Genomic DNA, 14,762 nt, shown 5'->3' with positions numbered 1-14,762 from the left:
GAGCCCCCCGCCGGCGGCGAGCCGCTCCGGCCGGCCCTGGGCCGGGCCCTCGACCGAGGCCAGCGCCTCGGTCGCGGACCGCATCACGGCCGACAGCTCCTGCTCGGCCTCGGCGACCGACGGCAGGTCGTGCCTGACGGGCCCGGCCTCGTGCACGGCCAGGCGTACCCCGACGTACGAGGAGCCGCGCAGATCGGGCGAGGGGACCAGCCCGAGGCGGCGGTCGGGGAGGACGGCGATGGCGGCCTCGCCCGCGTCCACGGCGGCGGAGTTGAACTGCGGGGGCCCGGAGAGCCCGAGCGGGTCGCCGGGCGCGGGCAGCGCGAGCCGGAACCCGGTCAGGCCGTCGGCCCGGAGGCTCGTGAGGTACTTGCGCAGCGGAACCTCACCCACGACCGTGGGACCGGCGGCGGATTCGACACGGTCGGCCGCCTCGTCGAGGCCCACGTGACCGGCGAGCCAGGAGTTGCACCAGGCGACCAGGACGGGAGAGACAGTCGATTCAGGGCGCACCGGTCCACGATAAGCGCTCGCCCTGCAATAGGTTTGACCCGAGCATTCTCCAGAAGGAGGGACCGGGGATGGGTGGTCAGGTGCTGCGGCTCCAGGACGTAGCCGTCAGACGGGACGGAGCGGCCCTGCTGCGCGGCATCGACTGGGAGGTCAACGAGGACGAACGATGGGTCGTCGTCGGGCCCAACGGCGCGGGCAAGACCACCTTGCTGCAGGTCGCGGCCACGCTCCTCTATCCGAGCGAGGGCGTCGTCGAGGTGCTCGGCGAGCGGCTGGGCCAGACTGACGTGTTCGACCTGCGGCCCCGCATCGGGCTGGCGAGCTCCGCGCTGGCCGAGCGCGTCCCGCCGGAGGAGAAGGTCATCGACCTCGTGCTGACCGCGTCCTACGGGATCATGGGCCGCTGGACCGAGGAGTACGACTCCAACGACGTCACCCGTGCCGTCGAGCTGATCGACATGCTGGGGGCGGCCCACCTGATCCGGCGGCGGTTCGGCACTCTCTCGGAGGGGGAGCGCAAGCGGGTGCAGATCGCCCGCGCGCTCATGCCCGACCCCGAGATGCTGCTGCTCGACGAGCCGGCCGCCGGGCTCGACCTGGGCGGGCGCGAGGACCTCGTGCGCCGCCTGTCGGTGCTCGCCCATGACTTCCGCTCGCCCACGCTGGTGCTGGTCACCCACCATGTGGAGGAGGTGCCGAGCGGGTTCACGCACGGGCTGCTGCTGCGCAACGGCTCGGTCGTGGCGCAGGGGCCGCTCGACCAGGTGATGACAGCCGACAACCTGTCGCGCACGTTCGGGCTGCCGCTCACGCTCGACCGCAGCGCCGAGGGGCGCTGGTACGCCCGCGCGCACTAGCGCCGGCGCGTTCGGCGTGGACTTTTAAAGACACTCACGGCCGCCGAAGCCGGTGACCCGCTGTGATCGTGCGGGCGGTGGACGTCTAGGCTCGGGCGGGTGACGATCTGGGAAGCGCTGGCGGTGTGCGCGGCAGGGGTCGCGGCCGGGGCCATCAACGCGGTCGTCGGCTCCGGCTCGCTGATCACCTTCCCCACCCTCGTGGCGGTGGGCCTCGATCCGGTGGCCGCGAACGTGGCCAACAACATCGGCCTGGTCCCCGGCTCGTTCACCGGCGCCTACGGCTACCGCGAGGAGCTCAAGGGCCAGCGTGACCGGCTCGTCCGCCTCGGCACCGCCTCGTGCCTGGGCTCGATCATCGGCGGGATCCTGCTGCTCTACCTGGACCCGAGGGTCTTCCAGGTCGTCGTGCCCGTGCTGATCGCCGGGGCGTGTGTGCTGGTGGTGGCGCAGCCCCGGCTGAGCGCCAGGCTGGCGCCCGGGCGCGAGCACGCGCACTCCCACGGCGGGGTGGCGCTCTGGCTCGGCGTGCTCGGCGCGGGGGTCTACGGCGGCTACTTCGGCGCGGCCCAGGGCGTGCTGCTGATCGGGCTGCTCGGCACCTTCCTCAGTGACGACCTCCAGCGCGTGAACGCCGCCAAGAACGTGCTCTCGTTCGTCGTCAACTCCACGGCGGCCGTGCTCTTCGTCCTGTTCGCCGAGGTCGACTGGTGGGCTGTGCTGGCGGTGGCGCTGGGGTCCACGGTGGGCGGGTTCGCGGGGGCGAAGGTGGGGCGGCGCATCCCGGCGCCGGTCCTGCGGGGGATCATCGTGGCCGTCGGGATCGCCGCGATTATCAAACTGGTGTACGGATAACTTCCCGCCCTTCTGGGTATGAATCCGGACATGAAGGGTGATCGGGTGGAGATCGTCATCGACGCGGGCGGTAGCCCGCGTACCTACGAGGTCGTCGCCACCCGTGCGGGCCGCCGCGTCGAGGTGGCCACGAGGCGGGGCCTGGTCGAGGTCAGCGAGGTGACGCGCAGCGGCACCGCCGTACGCACCGCGCGGTTCATGTCCAGCCGCATCCTCGCGCTGGTCGAGCACCCCGCCGACGAAGACTCCGCCATCCGGCACTCCACCGACGAGCCCTGAGCCGCCGACGAGCCCTGAGCCGCCGACGAGCCCTGAGCCGCCGACCAGGCGCTCAGCGGCCGATGTGGCGCTCAGCGGAAGTCGTCCACGTGGTCGGCGGCCCACTCGCGGAACGTCCGCGGCTGCCGCCCCAGCAGCCTCCGGACCGTGTCCGTGACCCTCTCCGGCGCGGCCACGAAAGACGCCCACGCCGCCAGCGCCCCGTCCACGAACCCGGGATCGCCCCAGGCGGCCAGCAGCTCCTCCCGGGCGGTCTCCGGCGGCAGTTCCTCCCAGCGCACCTCCCGCCCGGTCGCCTCGCCGATGATCCGGACCTGCTCCGCCTGCGTCAGCCTCTCCGGGCCGGTGATCACGTACGCCGCCCCCGCGTGCCCGCCCGAGGTGAGCACGTGCACCGCCACCGCCGCTATGTCCTCCTCGTGGATCAACGACCTCGAAGCCTCCCCGTACGGCCAGCGCACCACACCCTGGCGGATCTGGCCGGCCCAGCCGAGCGTGTTCGTCGCGAACCCGCTGGGCCGCAGGAACGTCCACGCCATCCCGGTCCGCCTGATCAGCCGCTCGAGCTCCTGATGGAAGAGCGTGGGCTCCTCGTCCTCGGCGAGTTCGGCCACGTCGGCAGACAGGTAGACGACACGGCGAGCCTGCTTGGCGACGGCCGCCACGACCGGCTCGGCCGTCTCGGCGGCGAAGCCGGGCCAGATCAGGAAGACGGCCTCGACGTCGCGCAGCGCGGGCTCCAGCGTCTCGGGCGCCGTCAGGTCACCCCTGACCACCTCGACACCGGCCGGAAGCCTGGCCCTGGACGGGTCGCGGACCAGCGCGCGGACCGCGAGGCCCGCTTCGGCCAGCCTGGAGACGACGTGCTTGCCCACATTCCCGGTCGGCCCGGTCACGAGAATCGTGCTCATGGCCCCCGACCGTAGGACCTCAACTCAACTTGAGGTCAAGGCCGGGGCGCACCTGGATGACGCCATCACGCCGGATCCGGGTCTCGAAGGTCGGCGCGGGCGCGGTCGCCGGCCCGTGCTTCACCGACCCGTCGCCCAGCCGGAAGGTGCTGCCGTGCCACGGGCACACCACGCACGCCTCGCCGTTCTCCTCGACGAGCCGGCCCTGGTGGAGCGGGCCGGCGAGGTGCGGGCAGCGGTCGGCGAGCACGCTCACGTGGTCGCCCCGCCGGAGCACGAACAGCTGGATGTAGCCGAGCCGACGCGCGACGGGCCTGCCGTCGGGAAGGTCGGTGAGCGCGCAGAGGTCGTGCCAGCCCAGGGGCACCAGGTGCGCGACCTGGGGCGCGTGGTTGGCCCCCGCCGCCTGCCGGTAGGCCATATGGCCTCCCAGGTAGGCGCCCGCGCTGCCCACGCCGACTCCCGCGAGGCACAGCATCCGGCCGGCCCGCTCGTTCCCGGCCAGCCGCGAGACCAGCGAGGCGGAGAACAGGCCGAGCGCGGTGACGTTCAGCATCATGTGGACGAAGCCGACGCGCTGCTGCTCCAGGTGGAGCGACGACCAGTCGGTCAGCCCGGCCGCCGCGGTGGGCAGCGCGTTGCCGATGCCGACGGCCAGCAGCAGCCGCGACGCCCTGGGATCGATGCGTGTGAGGTCGAGCACGGCCGCGGAGATCCAGCAGCCGAGGCTCACGTTGGCGAGCGGAGGATGCGAGGGTTTGCCCAGGGGCACGCCGTGGAGCACGTCGCGCAGCGGGCCAGGACGGATCGTGTCGCGTACGGCCTTGGCCAGCACCCGGATGGGCGCGTCCATGGCCTTGGACCTCTCGAGCTGTTCCGCGAGGTCAACCGGCCCCCCGAAACGGCGCAAGTGCCTACGTCTCGGTCGCACTATCTCTTTCACGAAATGTCCCCTACCCCCGCCTTGAGGGCATCACTCGGACAGGTGACCCCTGGCGACGGAGAGCTCCACGAGGTCCAGTGCGTACGCGCCCAGCGAGGGCGAACCCTCCTCGATCAGCAGGACCTTCTCCTTGACCTGCGCCGCCGTCACCTTGAACAGCGGCCAGGTGCCGCCCTCGGTGTTGTGGTTGGCCAGGATCGGCGCGAAACGGTCGAGCGCCCTGGCGAACCTCGCCTCCGGCGTCTTACGCGCCTCGAACTCCTCCCACAGGTCACGCAGCGCGGCCGCCTGGTCGGCGGGGAGCAGGGCGAAGATCCGGTCGGCGGCTGCCCGCTCGGCCTCGGCCTGCGCGGCCACCGCGGCCGGATCGTAGATGAACGTGTCGCCGGCGTCGATCTCGACCAGGTCGTGCACCATGAGCATGGCGACGACCCGCTGGATGTCGGTGCCGGGAGGCGCGTGTTCGGCGAAGATCATCGCCAGGATGCCCACGTACCAGGAGTGCTCTGCGTCGTTCTCCCGCCGTGAGCCGTCCATGAGCAGGTTGCGGCGGATGATCCGCTTCAACTTGTCGATCTCGACGGCGAAGGCGATCTGGGCGTTCAGGCGGTCCTCTTCTGGCGCGGTAGTCACGCGCGACACCCTAATGCGCGATGATCACCCCGGTTGGCAGAACCGTCACCGGAACCCCGTTGAACACGGCGTTCCCGGACGGAACGTCGATCGCCGTCTCGTCGGTCAGCGCGTTCACGTTGACGCCCGGGTGCCCGGCGGCCACCGACTGGGCGCTGCCCGCGTGCCCCCAGCCATGGGGCAGCGACACCACGCCGGGCATGATCGTATCGGTCGGTTCGATCGGCACCGTGAGCTCTCCCTTGGCCGAGCGGACCACGGCGTCGCCGTTCAGGCCCAGCCTCGCCACGTCGGCCGGGTTGATCTGCAGCGTGCAGGTGTTGCTCCCGCCGACCAGGGGGCCGACGTTGTGCAGCCAGCTGTTGTTGGAGCGCAGGTGGCGCCGCCCGATCAGCACGATCTCCGGTGACTCCTCGTCCAGCCCGGCCCGCAGCCGCTCGACGTCGTCCATGAGCCGCGGCGGGGCGAGCTCGATGACCCCCGAGGCGGTGCGGAGCACGTCGGGCAGCCGGGGCTCCAGCGGTCCCAGGTCGAGCCCGTGCGGGTGGTCGAGCAGCTTGCGCAGCGACAGGTCACCCCCGCCCGCCCACTCGCCGTACGGGCCGAGCTTCAGCATCATGTCGAGCCTGCGCTCGGCGCCCGTCTCGCCGTCCAGGGCCGCCCGCAGCTCGGCCACGTCGCGGCCCTCGACGCCGGATCCGGGCGTCTCGATGGCCTTGGCCAGGGTCTGCCCGATGACGAACTCGTCGAGGTCGCCCTCCAGCCCCGAGGCGATCATGGACAGCCTGGCGAGGATCTGCGCCTCGGACGGCCGGTCGTCCAGGGGCAGCGACGGCCGGGAGTAGCGGGCGTAGTTGCGCACGGCGAAGCCCAGCAGCGCGAAGTCGTAGTGCCCGGACTGCAGCACGCGCGGCGGCGGCAGGATCACGTGCGCGTGCCTGGTGGTCTCGTTCAGGTACGGATCGACGCTCACCATGAAGTCGAGCCCCTCGAACGCGCGGTCGAGCCGCGCCCCGTGCGGAGCCGACAGCACGGGATTGCCCGCCACGGTCACGAGCATCCTGATCTGCCCCTCGCCGGGCGTCTCGATCTCGTCGGCGAGCGTCGCCACGGGCAGTTCGCCGTTCGCCTCCGGCAGGCCGCGGACGCGGCTCGTCCAGCGCCCCACCGTGTACGGCCGGCGCCGCCCCCCATGCTCGATGGCCGGTCTGGGGAACATGGCCCCGCCCGGCCGGTCGAGGTTGCCCGTGAGCACGTTGAGCACGTCGACCAGCCACTGCGCCAGCGTGCCGAACTCGGCCGTGCAGGTGCCGATCCTGGCGTAGACGGCCGCGGTCCTGGCGCCGGCCAGCTCCCTCGCCAGCCGTACGACGACCTCCGCCGGGACACCAGTGCGGCGGGCCACCACGTCGGGTGGGAAGTGCTTGGCCGCCTCGCGCACCTCGTCGAGCCCGTTGACCTGGTGCGACACCCGCTCCAGGCCCTCGGCGAACACGGTGTGGACCAGGCCGAACAGCAGGTAGGCGTCGGTGCCCGGCCGGACGAACACGTGCTCGTCGGCCAGCGCGGCCGTCCTGGTGCGGCGCGGATCGACGACGACGAGCCTGCCGCCGCGCGCCCGCAGCGCCTTGAGCCTGCCGGGGAAGTCGGGCGCGGTGCAGAGCGAGCCGTTCGATTCGAGCGGGTTGGCGCCCAGCATGAGCAGGTAGTCGGTCCGGTCGAGGTCGGGCACGGGGATGGTGAGCGGGTGGCCGAACATCAGCCCGCTGGCCACGTGCTTCGGCATCTGGTCGGCGCTGCTGGCGGAGTAGACGTTGCGGGTGCCGAGCGCCCTGATCAGCGGCGCGCTGTAGAGGGCTCCGGCCATGGTGTGGGCGTTCGGGTTGCCCAGGTAGACGCCGACGGCCCCGCGGCCGTGCCGCTCGGTGACGCGGTCGAGGCCCTGCTTGACGGCGGCGAACGCCTCGTCCCAGCCGACCTCGCGCCACAGGTCGCCCTCCCTGATCAGCGGCCTGCGCAGCCGGTCGGGGTCCTCGTCGAGGCGGCCGAGGCTGGCGCCCTTCGGGCAGATGAAGCCCTTGCTGAAGGGGTCGTCCTTGTCGCCTCGCACGCTGGTGACGTGCCCGCCGTCGTCGAGGGTGAGGGTCAGGCCGCAGACGGCCTCGCACAGGGGACAGGTCCGGTGGACGGTCGAGGTCATCACCACTCCTGAGTTCGTCAGATGAACTCATCTTGGACCGTACGGGGCGCGTGGGGAAGCCCCGGAGCCCCCGCGGTCTCCGGGGCTTGTCCAGGGGGCGGCTGCGCGGAGCGCCCCCCGGTCATCAGCCGGCCTGCAGAACCAGCCCTACGGGCAGGCCGGAGCGCAGATCAGGTGGTTCCTCGAGGTCGGACCTGAGGGGGATCCAGGCCCGCCGGCCGTAGAGCCGCTCCAATCCGGGGGAGGCCGTTCCGGTGACCTCGTCGCGCCGGACGATCTCCACGATCACCAGGTGCGCCCACCTGCGGTGCCGGTAGACGGCGGCGCTCCTGGCGTAACAGGCGGCCGCGATCTCCTCCGCGTACGCCTCGAACTCCGCGGCCGAGATGCCCGCCCTGGTAAGGATCAGCGCCTTCTCACCCGTGCGTGTCGGCGTGATCCAGAGCACCAGCGGGATCCGGCCGGAGCGCGTGTGCATGGTGGTCTCCAGGCAGGTGCGCTGCAGGCGGTGCCGGGAGACCGTGCACCAGAAGTGCGCGACCACCCAGTTGCGGCCGCCCCGCGTGACGGCGGGCGCCGAGATCGCGCAGCTCAGCAGGATGAGCGGCATCCAGTGGCCCTCCTTCGCGGCGCCGAGCAGCGTCAGCGCGAGCAGGCCGAGCGCCGCGGCCAGCAGCAGCTCGGTGCGGGCGCGCCAGAGCCTGGCGAGCACGCTGCCGCGGCCCGCGGCGGGGAGGTCCTCGTTGGCCGGGTAGATCTGGTTGCGCGGGTTCCTCGGCATCTCACGACACCTCCTCTGGCACCTTCGAGGCGATGCGGAGCTGGTCGAAGCGTGGATCCCGGTAGATGCGGGCGCCGAAGCCGCACCTGGCGACCGTCCAGCCTCGCCGGTAGGCGAACTCGTCCGGCTCCATGCAGATCTCCCGGTCGGTCCATGCGATGAGTTCCCGGATCCGGGACTTGATTCGGCTGAGTCCCTTGGTACCTTGTGAGTACATAGAAGACCCCTTTCGCGGCATTACTCGAGGTGGCTTCTTTCGCCGGACTGCAGGCTGCTGACCGGCGTCGCCGCAGGGTGGCAGCCCGTATGCGGTGGCCGGCGGTCAGCCTGGGTCCGGTCTTCCGATGCTCTGGCTCCGGTCGTCCCGGCCGAGCGGCCGGCTGTTCCGGTAGAGCGATGGTCGCGGCGTTCCGTCAGATGAGTGCGGTGTCCTTCCGGCAAGCGGCCTCCCTGTGGCGGGGATTCATATCCGGGACGGCGCCGTTGCCGGTGAGGCGGCCCGCGTGGCCGCGCGCGATCATGAATGGAAGGCCCGTGCCGTTCGGCCGTGTCGTCATGCCGGCCTCCTCGTGTGATCGGGACCCTCCTGGGCTCGATCGTCTCTCCGAAGGACTTCTGCTGCAATACCCTGCGCAAGAGAAGATTTTGTTTTCTTCGCAGCTTGCTTGCTCGTTTGCTATGCATATTCGTGTGCAACTTGCACGCGAGCTGTCGAGTGTGGATGGAAGGCCCAGGACGGCGTACGGATGGGAAGCCTGGCTTGTCCGTCATGCCCCGTACGTGAAACGCTTCAGGCAAGGCCGTGCGCCACTACGCATGCAAGTTGCAGTGTAAGATTGGCGAACGGCCCACCAACCCGGGCTTCCAAACGACCCTCCCCGGCTACACCTTCATTCCCGACGAGGAGAGTGGACGGTGCCATCGCAGCAGGGCAGCCCGACTGTCCGCAGGCTCAGGCTCGGTCAGGAGCTTCGTCTTCTCCGCGAGCGACACAAGCTGACGGGGGCCGTGGCCGCCCGGCAGCTCGGTTGGTCCCCCAGCAAGGTCAGCCGGATCGAGGCGGCCAAGACCATGCCCAGCGCCGACGACGTCAAGGCGATGGCCAAGCTCTACCGGGTCGACGAGGACAAGCTTGACGAACTCTTCGGCCTGTTGCGAGATGCGGATCAACGCGGGTGGTGGGAAGATTACGAAGACTCCCTGCCCGAGGAGTACACAAGATTCCTCGGGCTGGAGGCGGAGGCCGTGTTCCAGCGCAACTGGGAACCCCAGTTGGTGCCGGGCCTTCTTCAGACCGAGGACTACGCGCGGGAGGTCATCCTTGCGGTCCGCGGCATCGTACGCATCACGCACAGCGGTGTCCGGAGCCGTGTCGAGGCGCGCATGGACCGGCAGCAGCGCGTGCTGCGCAGGCCGGATCCACCCGAGATGCGGTTCGTGCTGGACGAGTCGGTCCTGACGCGGCGGTTCGGCGAGCCCTCGGTGATGCGGGCGCAGATGGAGCACCTCCTGGAGATGTCCCTGCTCCCGCACGTCAGCGTCCGCGTGCTCACGATGGAGTCGCTCCACCCGGTCAACACGGGGGCCTTCATCCATCTCAAGTTCGCGGCATTTGACGATGTCGTATACCTGGAGCACCTTTACACGGCTCACTTCGTCGAAGACCTCGAGCGAGTGGCTGGATACGAGGCGGCCTTCGAGCACATCAGGTCCGAAGCGCTCGACGAGGACGAATCCCGCGTCCTGATACAGCGCAAGGCCATGCTGTGGAGACGTTGAGCGACGAAGTACACCACCACAGGGGGGCAAAGGCGCCCCTTCACCCATTTGGGGAGAAAATGCACACCGATATCAAGACGGCGGCATGGCGGAAGAGCAGCTTCTGCAACGGCGCGAGCAGCTGCGTCGAGGTCGCCCCGCTGGCCGACGGCAACGTCGCGCTGAGGGACAGCAAGGTGCAGGACGGTCCTGTCCTGGTCTTCACGCCGGAGGAGTGGACCGCGTTCACGGCCGGCGTGCGTGAGGGACAGTTCGACCTGGCCGCGCTCGCCGGAAAGTAGAGAACGGCCCCCGGCGAGTTGCTGGCACAACCCGCACGAGGGCCGCGCTCACGAAGAAGGCCTCGCAGGGCCTCCGGGACGCTCCACCTCGCTCTTTTCCTGAGCGAACGCAGAAGACTTCAGCATCATGGCAGACCCTCCCATGATGATCAAGCTTGGACACGATCGAATTCCGGGTCGTGGTGTGAGCCCCACGCGACGCGGGTTCAGGCGTGTCGCCGTACCAGGAACAGGGAGCTCAGCCCGGCCAGTACGGCCAGCGCCGCCAGCGCGGCGGCGGTCGCCATGGCGGCCGAGCCGCCGTGCCCCTCCAAGGACATGAACAGCGTGCCCACCGTGGACACCCCGATGACCTGGCCCAGCTGCATGACCGTCAGCAGCGCCCCGCTGGCGTCGGCGGCGTGGGCGTCGTCCACCCGCTCGGTCGCGATGTTCGTCACCGCGATCTGCACGCCGAGCCCGGCGCCGATGAGCGCGCTCATGACCGCGTACGGCAGCCCGCCGCCGGCCGCCAGCCCGAGGCCCACGTAGGCGGGCGCGGCCACCACGTAGCCGAAGGGCACCAGCGGGCGCTGCAGGCGGGCGGGCAGGCGCGGCCAGCCGAGCCCGACGGCCGCGAAGGTCAGCGCGCACGGCACCAGCATCATGCCGGAGGCGAACGGCGACAGCCGCAGCTCGCCCTGCAGGTGCAGCGCCGAGGTGAACAGGAACGCGCCCCACGTCGCCGGGCCGAACAGCAGCACCGCGAGCCCCGGCCGCATGCCGGGCGCGCGCAGGACCGCGGCGTCCATCAGGGGGCGCCCCCCATGCGAGGTCACCCAGCGCTCCACCCTGACGAACAGCACGAACACCGCCCCGCCCAGCGCCATCGAGACCCAGCCCCACAGCGGCCAGCCCAGCTCCCTGCCGAGCACGAGCGGCACCACGAGGAGCAGCACGGCGGCCGACAGGGTGACCAGTCCCCACGGGTCGAGGCCGGCCCGCCCGCCGCCCTGGTCGGCGGGCAGCACGCGGATGCCGGTTACCAGCAGCAGCGCGCCGATCGGCACCATCAGCAGGAAGACGATGCGCCACCCCGCGCCGATGCCCAGCAGGATGCCGCCGAGAGCCTGGCCCGCCACGATGCCGCCGCTCACCACGGCAGACCACAGGCCGAGCGCCCGGCCGCGGGCCGCGCCCTGGTAGTTGCGCTGGATCAGCGTCAGCACCTGGGGCATCATCAACGCCGCGCCGGCGCCCTGCGCCAGGCGGAAGCCGATCAGCCACCCCGTCGAGGGCGACAGGCCCGCGCCGAGGGTGGTCGCTGCGAACAGCGCGAGCCCGGTGAGGAAGGCGTTGCGGTAGCCGAACAGGTCGCCGAGCCTCGCGCCGGTGATCAGCAGCACGGCGTAGACGATGGTGTAACCGGCGACGATCATCTGCAGCCCGGCGCCGGAGGAGCGCAGGTCGGCCTCGATGGTGGGGGTGGCCACGTTGACGATGTTGACGTTGAGGATGGCCAGGAACTGCCCGACGAGGATCACCGTCAGCAGCAGCCCCCTGCGCCGGGGCAGCTCCGGCTGTGCGACCGGAGGCAGAGCGGGGGCGAGGGTGTGGGTCATGCTCCAAGAGTGGTCGCGATCCGATACCAGTAACGAGAGCCCATTCATACTGGTATCAGCACCACCTGGATACCCGGTCCACGTGGCCCCATAGTGGAGAGGTGACGGTGACGGAGGCCAGGCGTTCCGACCTCGCGGCGTTCCTCCGCACGCGGCGGGCCCGCATCACCCCCGAGATGGTCGATCTCGCCCCCGGGCCGCGCAGGCGCACGCCCGGCCTGCGCCGCGAGGAGGTCGCGCAGCTCGCCGGGGTGGGCGTCACCTGGTACACGTGGCTGGAGCAGGGGCGGCCGATCAACGCCAGCCCCCAGGTGCTCGACGCGATCGCGCGCACGCTGCGGCTCGACCCCGCAGAGTGGCAGCACCTCTACCGGCTGGCGGGCCACAGCACGGGTGTGCCCGCGGACGACACCGTCCGGGTGACACCGCAGATCAGGGAGATCCTCGACAAGCTCAGCCCGATGCCCGCCTGCCTCACCAACTCCCGCTACGACGTGCTGGCCTGGAACCCCGCCTACGCCGTGCTGGTGCCCGAGGTGGTCGGCGCCCCCGACGGCGAGCGCAACACGCTCTGGCAGAGCTGCCTGCCGTCCAACCTGTCGAGCATGCTGGTCAACCGGGAACAGGAGCTGCCCGGGGTGGTGGCGGTGTTCCGCGGCGCCTACAGCCGCCACGCCGACGACCCGAGCTGGCAGGCGTTCGTACGCAGGCTGTGCGCGGTGAGCCCCGAGTTCGCCCGGCTCTGGGCACGTCAGGACGTGGCCGATCCGGGGCCGCGAGAGAAGATCTTCAAGCACGAGTGGGCCGGCGAGATGCGGTTCTGCACGACGGTGCTCAACTCCCCGGCCCCCGAGACCCGCATGATCGTCTACAGCCCGATGGACGACGCCTCCCGCGACGCGATCGACCGGCTGCTGCGCCACGGCTGACCCCCGGCGGCCACCCGCCACGCGTTCCCAGCGCGGACCGTCCGCCCGTTCGAAGGGGTGGCTTGGCCGGTCGTGCGCCCGGTATGCGTGGCATGCTCGATGCCTGAATGTCAGGATCCAGTAGAAGTGGCGACAATTGAGACTCCCCCCTGCCGCCGCGGCTGTGGCCGTCGCCGCCGCGCTGTCGGCGTGCTCCGCGGCCCAGTCCGACGCCCCCGACCGCCAGGTCCGCCGGCCGGCCGCGGAAGACACCCCCTCGGCCGCCGCCGAACCGTCACCGGAACGCCGGCCGTTCACGATCTCGTTCGGGGGTGACGTGCACTTCGAGGGGATGCTGCGCCCCAGGCTGAACAGCCCGCGCACGGCGCTCGGGCCGATCGCGAGCGTGCTGCGCCGGGCGGACCTGGCCATGGTCAACCTGGAGACGGCGATCACCACGGGCGGCACCCCGGCGCCGGGCAAGCAGTACACGTTCCGGGCGCCCGCGAGCGCCTTCACCGCGCTGAAGGCCGCCGGGGTGGACGTGGCGTCGATGGCCAACAACCACGGCATGGACTACATGGAGACCGGCCTGGCCGACTCGCTGGCCGCCATCAAGCGGACGAAGTATCCCATCGTGGGCATCGGCAAGAACGACACCGAGGCGTACCGGCCGTTCCGCAGGGTGGTCAACGGCAACCGGGTGGCGATCATCGGGGCCACCCAGGTGCTGGACGCGGAGTTCATCACGGCCTGGACGGCGACCGCGAACAAGCCCGGACTGGCCTCGGCAAAGAACGAGGAGCGCCTGCTGCGAGCCGTACGGCAGGCCCGCAAGGGCTCCGACACCGTGATCGTGCACCTCCACTGGGGCACCGAGATGCAGAAGTGCCCGAACCCGGCCCAGCTCTCGCTCGCCCCCAAGTTGGTCAAGGCGGGCGCCGACGTGGTGGTCGGCGGGCACGCGCACATCCTGCTGGGCGCCGGCTACCTGGGCGACGCCTACGTCAGCTACGGCCTCGGCAACTTCGCGTTCTACAACGCCAACCCCGCGACCACCGGCCGGACCGGAGTGCTGACCCTCACGATCAACGGCCGCAAGGTGCTCAAGGACCAGTGGACACCCGCGACCATCCAGGGTGGCGTCCCCATCCCGATGACCGGCGCGTCCCGCCCCCGGGCGGTCGCCGACTGGAAGGCGCTGCGCTCCTGCACCGGCCTGTCCTCCCGGCCCTGACGAATCACGTACGGGGTCACGTACGGGTTATGTTCGGACGAGTTGGTCCGGCGGGAGGTCGCGATGCGTTGGGTCGAGTCGGGTGACGTGCGGCTGGCGCTCTTCGAGGAGGGCGACCCCACCCGGCCGACGGTCCTGCTCCTGCACGGCTTCCCCGACACGCACAGCGTCTGGGACGAGGTCGCCGCACGGCTGCGCGACCGCTTCCACGTGGTCCGCTACGACGTGCGCGGCGCCGGCCGCTCGGACGCGCCACGCGACCCGCGCCACTACACCTTCGAGCACCTGGCCGCCGACCTCGCGGCCGTGCTCGACGCGATCGGCAAGCCGGCGGTGCACCTGGCCGGCCACGACTGGGGCTCGCTCCAGGGGTGGGACGCGGTCACCAGGCCCGGCATCCGTAAGCGCGTCGCCTCCTTCACCAGCCTCGGCGGGCCCGGGCTCGACCAATGGGCCAGGTTCATGGAGGACGGCACACGGCGCGAGGTGGCCTCGCAGCTCGCCCGGTCGTGGTACATCGGCGCCTTCCGGCTCCCGGCCCTGCCCGAGCTGGCCTGGCGGGCGATCGGGCGCGGGGTGATGGAGCGCGCCATACGGCTCGGTGAGGGCGTCGAGCCCCGCCCCGGCCATCCCGCCGACACCCTTGCCACCGACGCGGCCAACGGGCTCCGGCTCTACCGGTGCAACCTGGGGGGCGGCCGCGGGCACGGCGACCCGCGCGTGGACGTGCCGGTGCAGCTCATCGAGGCCACCCGCGACCCGTTCGTCTCCCCGGCGCTGCTCGCCTCGATCCCGCGCTGGGCGCCGAGGTGCTGGCATCGCCGCGTCGCCGCCGGTCACTGGGCGCAGCGCGGCCGGCCCGACGTGGTGGCCAGGATGATCGCCGAGTTCGCCGGCCACATCGACGGCGCCGACGCCACGCCCGCGCTGCGTCGCAGCCGGGTCGGGCGCGGGGCGTTCGGCGACCGGCTGGTGGTCGTCACG

16 protein-coding genes are annotated in these 14,762 nt (G+C 71.3%); 8 read left to right on the top strand and 8 right to left on the bottom strand.

The window, feature by feature from the left end; genetic code table 11:
* Positions 1 to 513: hypothetical protein (locus DQW85_RS37040; protein ID WP_205315690.1), on the bottom strand; the 513-nt coding region annotated here is incomplete at its 3' end.
* A gap of 68 nt (positions 514 to 581) precedes the next feature.
* On the opposite strand from DQW85_RS37040, the gene DQW85_RS37035 reads away from it, so the two are divergent.
* The 3 genes from DQW85_RS37035 (at position 582) to DQW85_RS37025 (ending at position 2,504) form a co-directional block, all read left to right on the top strand.
* Complete coding sequence (locus DQW85_RS37035; RefSeq protein WP_109525037.1) at positions 582 to 1,370, top strand: ABC transporter ATP-binding protein; 789 nt, start codon at positions 582 to 584, stop codon at positions 1,368 to 1,370.
* Between the two features lie 99 nt (positions 1,371 to 1,469).
* Positions 1,470 to 2,225 (top strand): sulfite exporter TauE/SafE family protein, encoded by a 756-nt coding sequence (locus DQW85_RS37030; RefSeq protein WP_113704400.1) that lies wholly within the window; start codon positions 1,470 to 1,472, stop codon positions 2,223 to 2,225.
* 30 nt (positions 2,226 to 2,255) lie between these two features.
* Positions 2,256 to 2,504, top strand: a complete 249-nt coding sequence (locus tag DQW85_RS37025) for a hypothetical protein (protein ID WP_113704399.1) — start codon at positions 2,256 to 2,258, stop codon at positions 2,502 to 2,504.
* Between the two features lie 71 nt (positions 2,505 to 2,575).
* Here DQW85_RS37025 and DQW85_RS37020 read toward each other — a convergent pair whose 3' ends face one another.
* The 6 genes from DQW85_RS37020 to DQW85_RS36995 form a co-directional block, all read right to left on the bottom strand.
* On the bottom strand, positions 2,576 to 3,415 hold the full coding sequence (locus tag DQW85_RS37020) for an NmrA family NAD(P)-binding protein (protein WP_113704398.1): 840 nt from the start codon (positions 3,413 to 3,415) through the stop codon (positions 2,576 to 2,578).
* A 19-nt stretch (positions 3,416 to 3,434) separates the two neighbouring features.
* Positions 3,435 to 4,268: a Rieske (2Fe-2S) protein gene (locus DQW85_RS37015; protein WP_205315689.1), complete on the bottom strand. Its 834-nt coding sequence runs from the start codon at positions 4,266 to 4,268 to the stop codon at positions 3,435 to 3,437.
* 120 nt (positions 4,269 to 4,388) lie between these two features.
* Complete coding sequence (locus tag DQW85_RS37010) at positions 4,389 to 5,000, bottom strand: HD domain-containing protein (RefSeq protein WP_113704396.1); 612 nt, start codon at positions 4,998 to 5,000, stop codon at positions 4,389 to 4,391.
* A gap of 1 nt (position 5,001) precedes the next feature.
* Positions 5,002 to 7,191, bottom strand: coding sequence for a molybdopterin-dependent oxidoreductase (locus DQW85_RS37005; RefSeq protein ID WP_113704395.1), 2,190 nt, complete (start codon positions 7,189 to 7,191; stop codon positions 5,002 to 5,004).
* A 124-nt stretch (positions 7,192 to 7,315) separates the two neighbouring features.
* Positions 7,316 to 7,972 (bottom strand): hypothetical protein, encoded by a 657-nt coding sequence (locus DQW85_RS37000; protein ID WP_113704394.1) that lies wholly within the window; start codon positions 7,970 to 7,972, stop codon positions 7,316 to 7,318.
* 1 nt (position 7,973) lies between these two features.
* Positions 7,974 to 8,189 carry a hypothetical protein gene (locus DQW85_RS36995; protein WP_113704393.1) on the bottom strand — a complete coding sequence of 72 codons (216 nt, stop codon included), beginning with the start codon at positions 8,187 to 8,189 and terminating at the stop codon, positions 7,974 to 7,976.
* A gap of 698 nt (positions 8,190 to 8,887) precedes the next feature.
* Between DQW85_RS36995 and DQW85_RS36990 the strand changes: the two genes are divergently transcribed.
* Positions 8,888 to 9,751, top strand: coding sequence for a helix-turn-helix domain-containing protein (locus DQW85_RS36990; protein WP_113704392.1), 864 nt, complete (start codon positions 8,888 to 8,890; stop codon positions 9,749 to 9,751).
* A 59-nt stretch (positions 9,752 to 9,810) separates the two neighbouring features.
* A complete protein-coding gene (locus DQW85_RS36985; RefSeq protein ID WP_113704391.1) occupies positions 9,811 to 10,032 on the top strand; it encodes a DUF397 domain-containing protein in 222 nt (73 codons plus the stop codon).
* Between the two features lie 206 nt (positions 10,033 to 10,238).
* Here DQW85_RS36985 and DQW85_RS36980 read toward each other — a convergent pair whose 3' ends face one another.
* A complete protein-coding gene (locus tag DQW85_RS36980) occupies positions 10,239 to 11,633 on the bottom strand; it encodes an MFS transporter (RefSeq protein WP_113704390.1) in 1,395 nt (464 codons plus the stop codon).
* A gap of 101 nt (positions 11,634 to 11,734) precedes the next feature.
* Here DQW85_RS36980 and DQW85_RS36975 point away from each other — a divergent pair, with 101 nt between their 5' ends.
* The 3 genes from DQW85_RS36975 to DQW85_RS36965 all read left to right on the top strand — a co-directional run.
* The gene (locus DQW85_RS36975; protein WP_240197674.1) at positions 11,735 to 12,562 is read left to right on the top strand and encodes a helix-turn-helix transcriptional regulator; all 828 of its coding nucleotides are present in this window, start codon (positions 11,735 to 11,737) and stop codon (positions 12,560 to 12,562) included.
* A gap of 136 nt (positions 12,563 to 12,698) precedes the next feature.
* On the top strand, positions 12,699 to 13,778 hold the full coding sequence (locus DQW85_RS36970; protein WP_113704389.1) for a CapA family protein: 1,080 nt from the start codon (positions 12,699 to 12,701) through the stop codon (positions 13,776 to 13,778).
* Positions 13,779 to 13,841: 63 nt separating this feature from the next.
* Positions 13,842 to 14,762, top strand: a 921-nt coding sequence (locus DQW85_RS36965) for an alpha/beta fold hydrolase (RefSeq protein ID WP_113704388.1), incomplete at its 3' end; no start/stop codon positions are given.

The organism is Nonomuraea lactucae, assembly GCF_003313395.1.
Lineage (GTDB): Bacteria > Actinomycetota > Actinomycetes > Streptosporangiales > Streptosporangiaceae > Nonomuraea > Nonomuraea lactucae.
The sequence above is the reverse complement of the archived record's forward strand: the minus strand, read 5'-3'. Positions and strand labels throughout refer to the sequence as shown.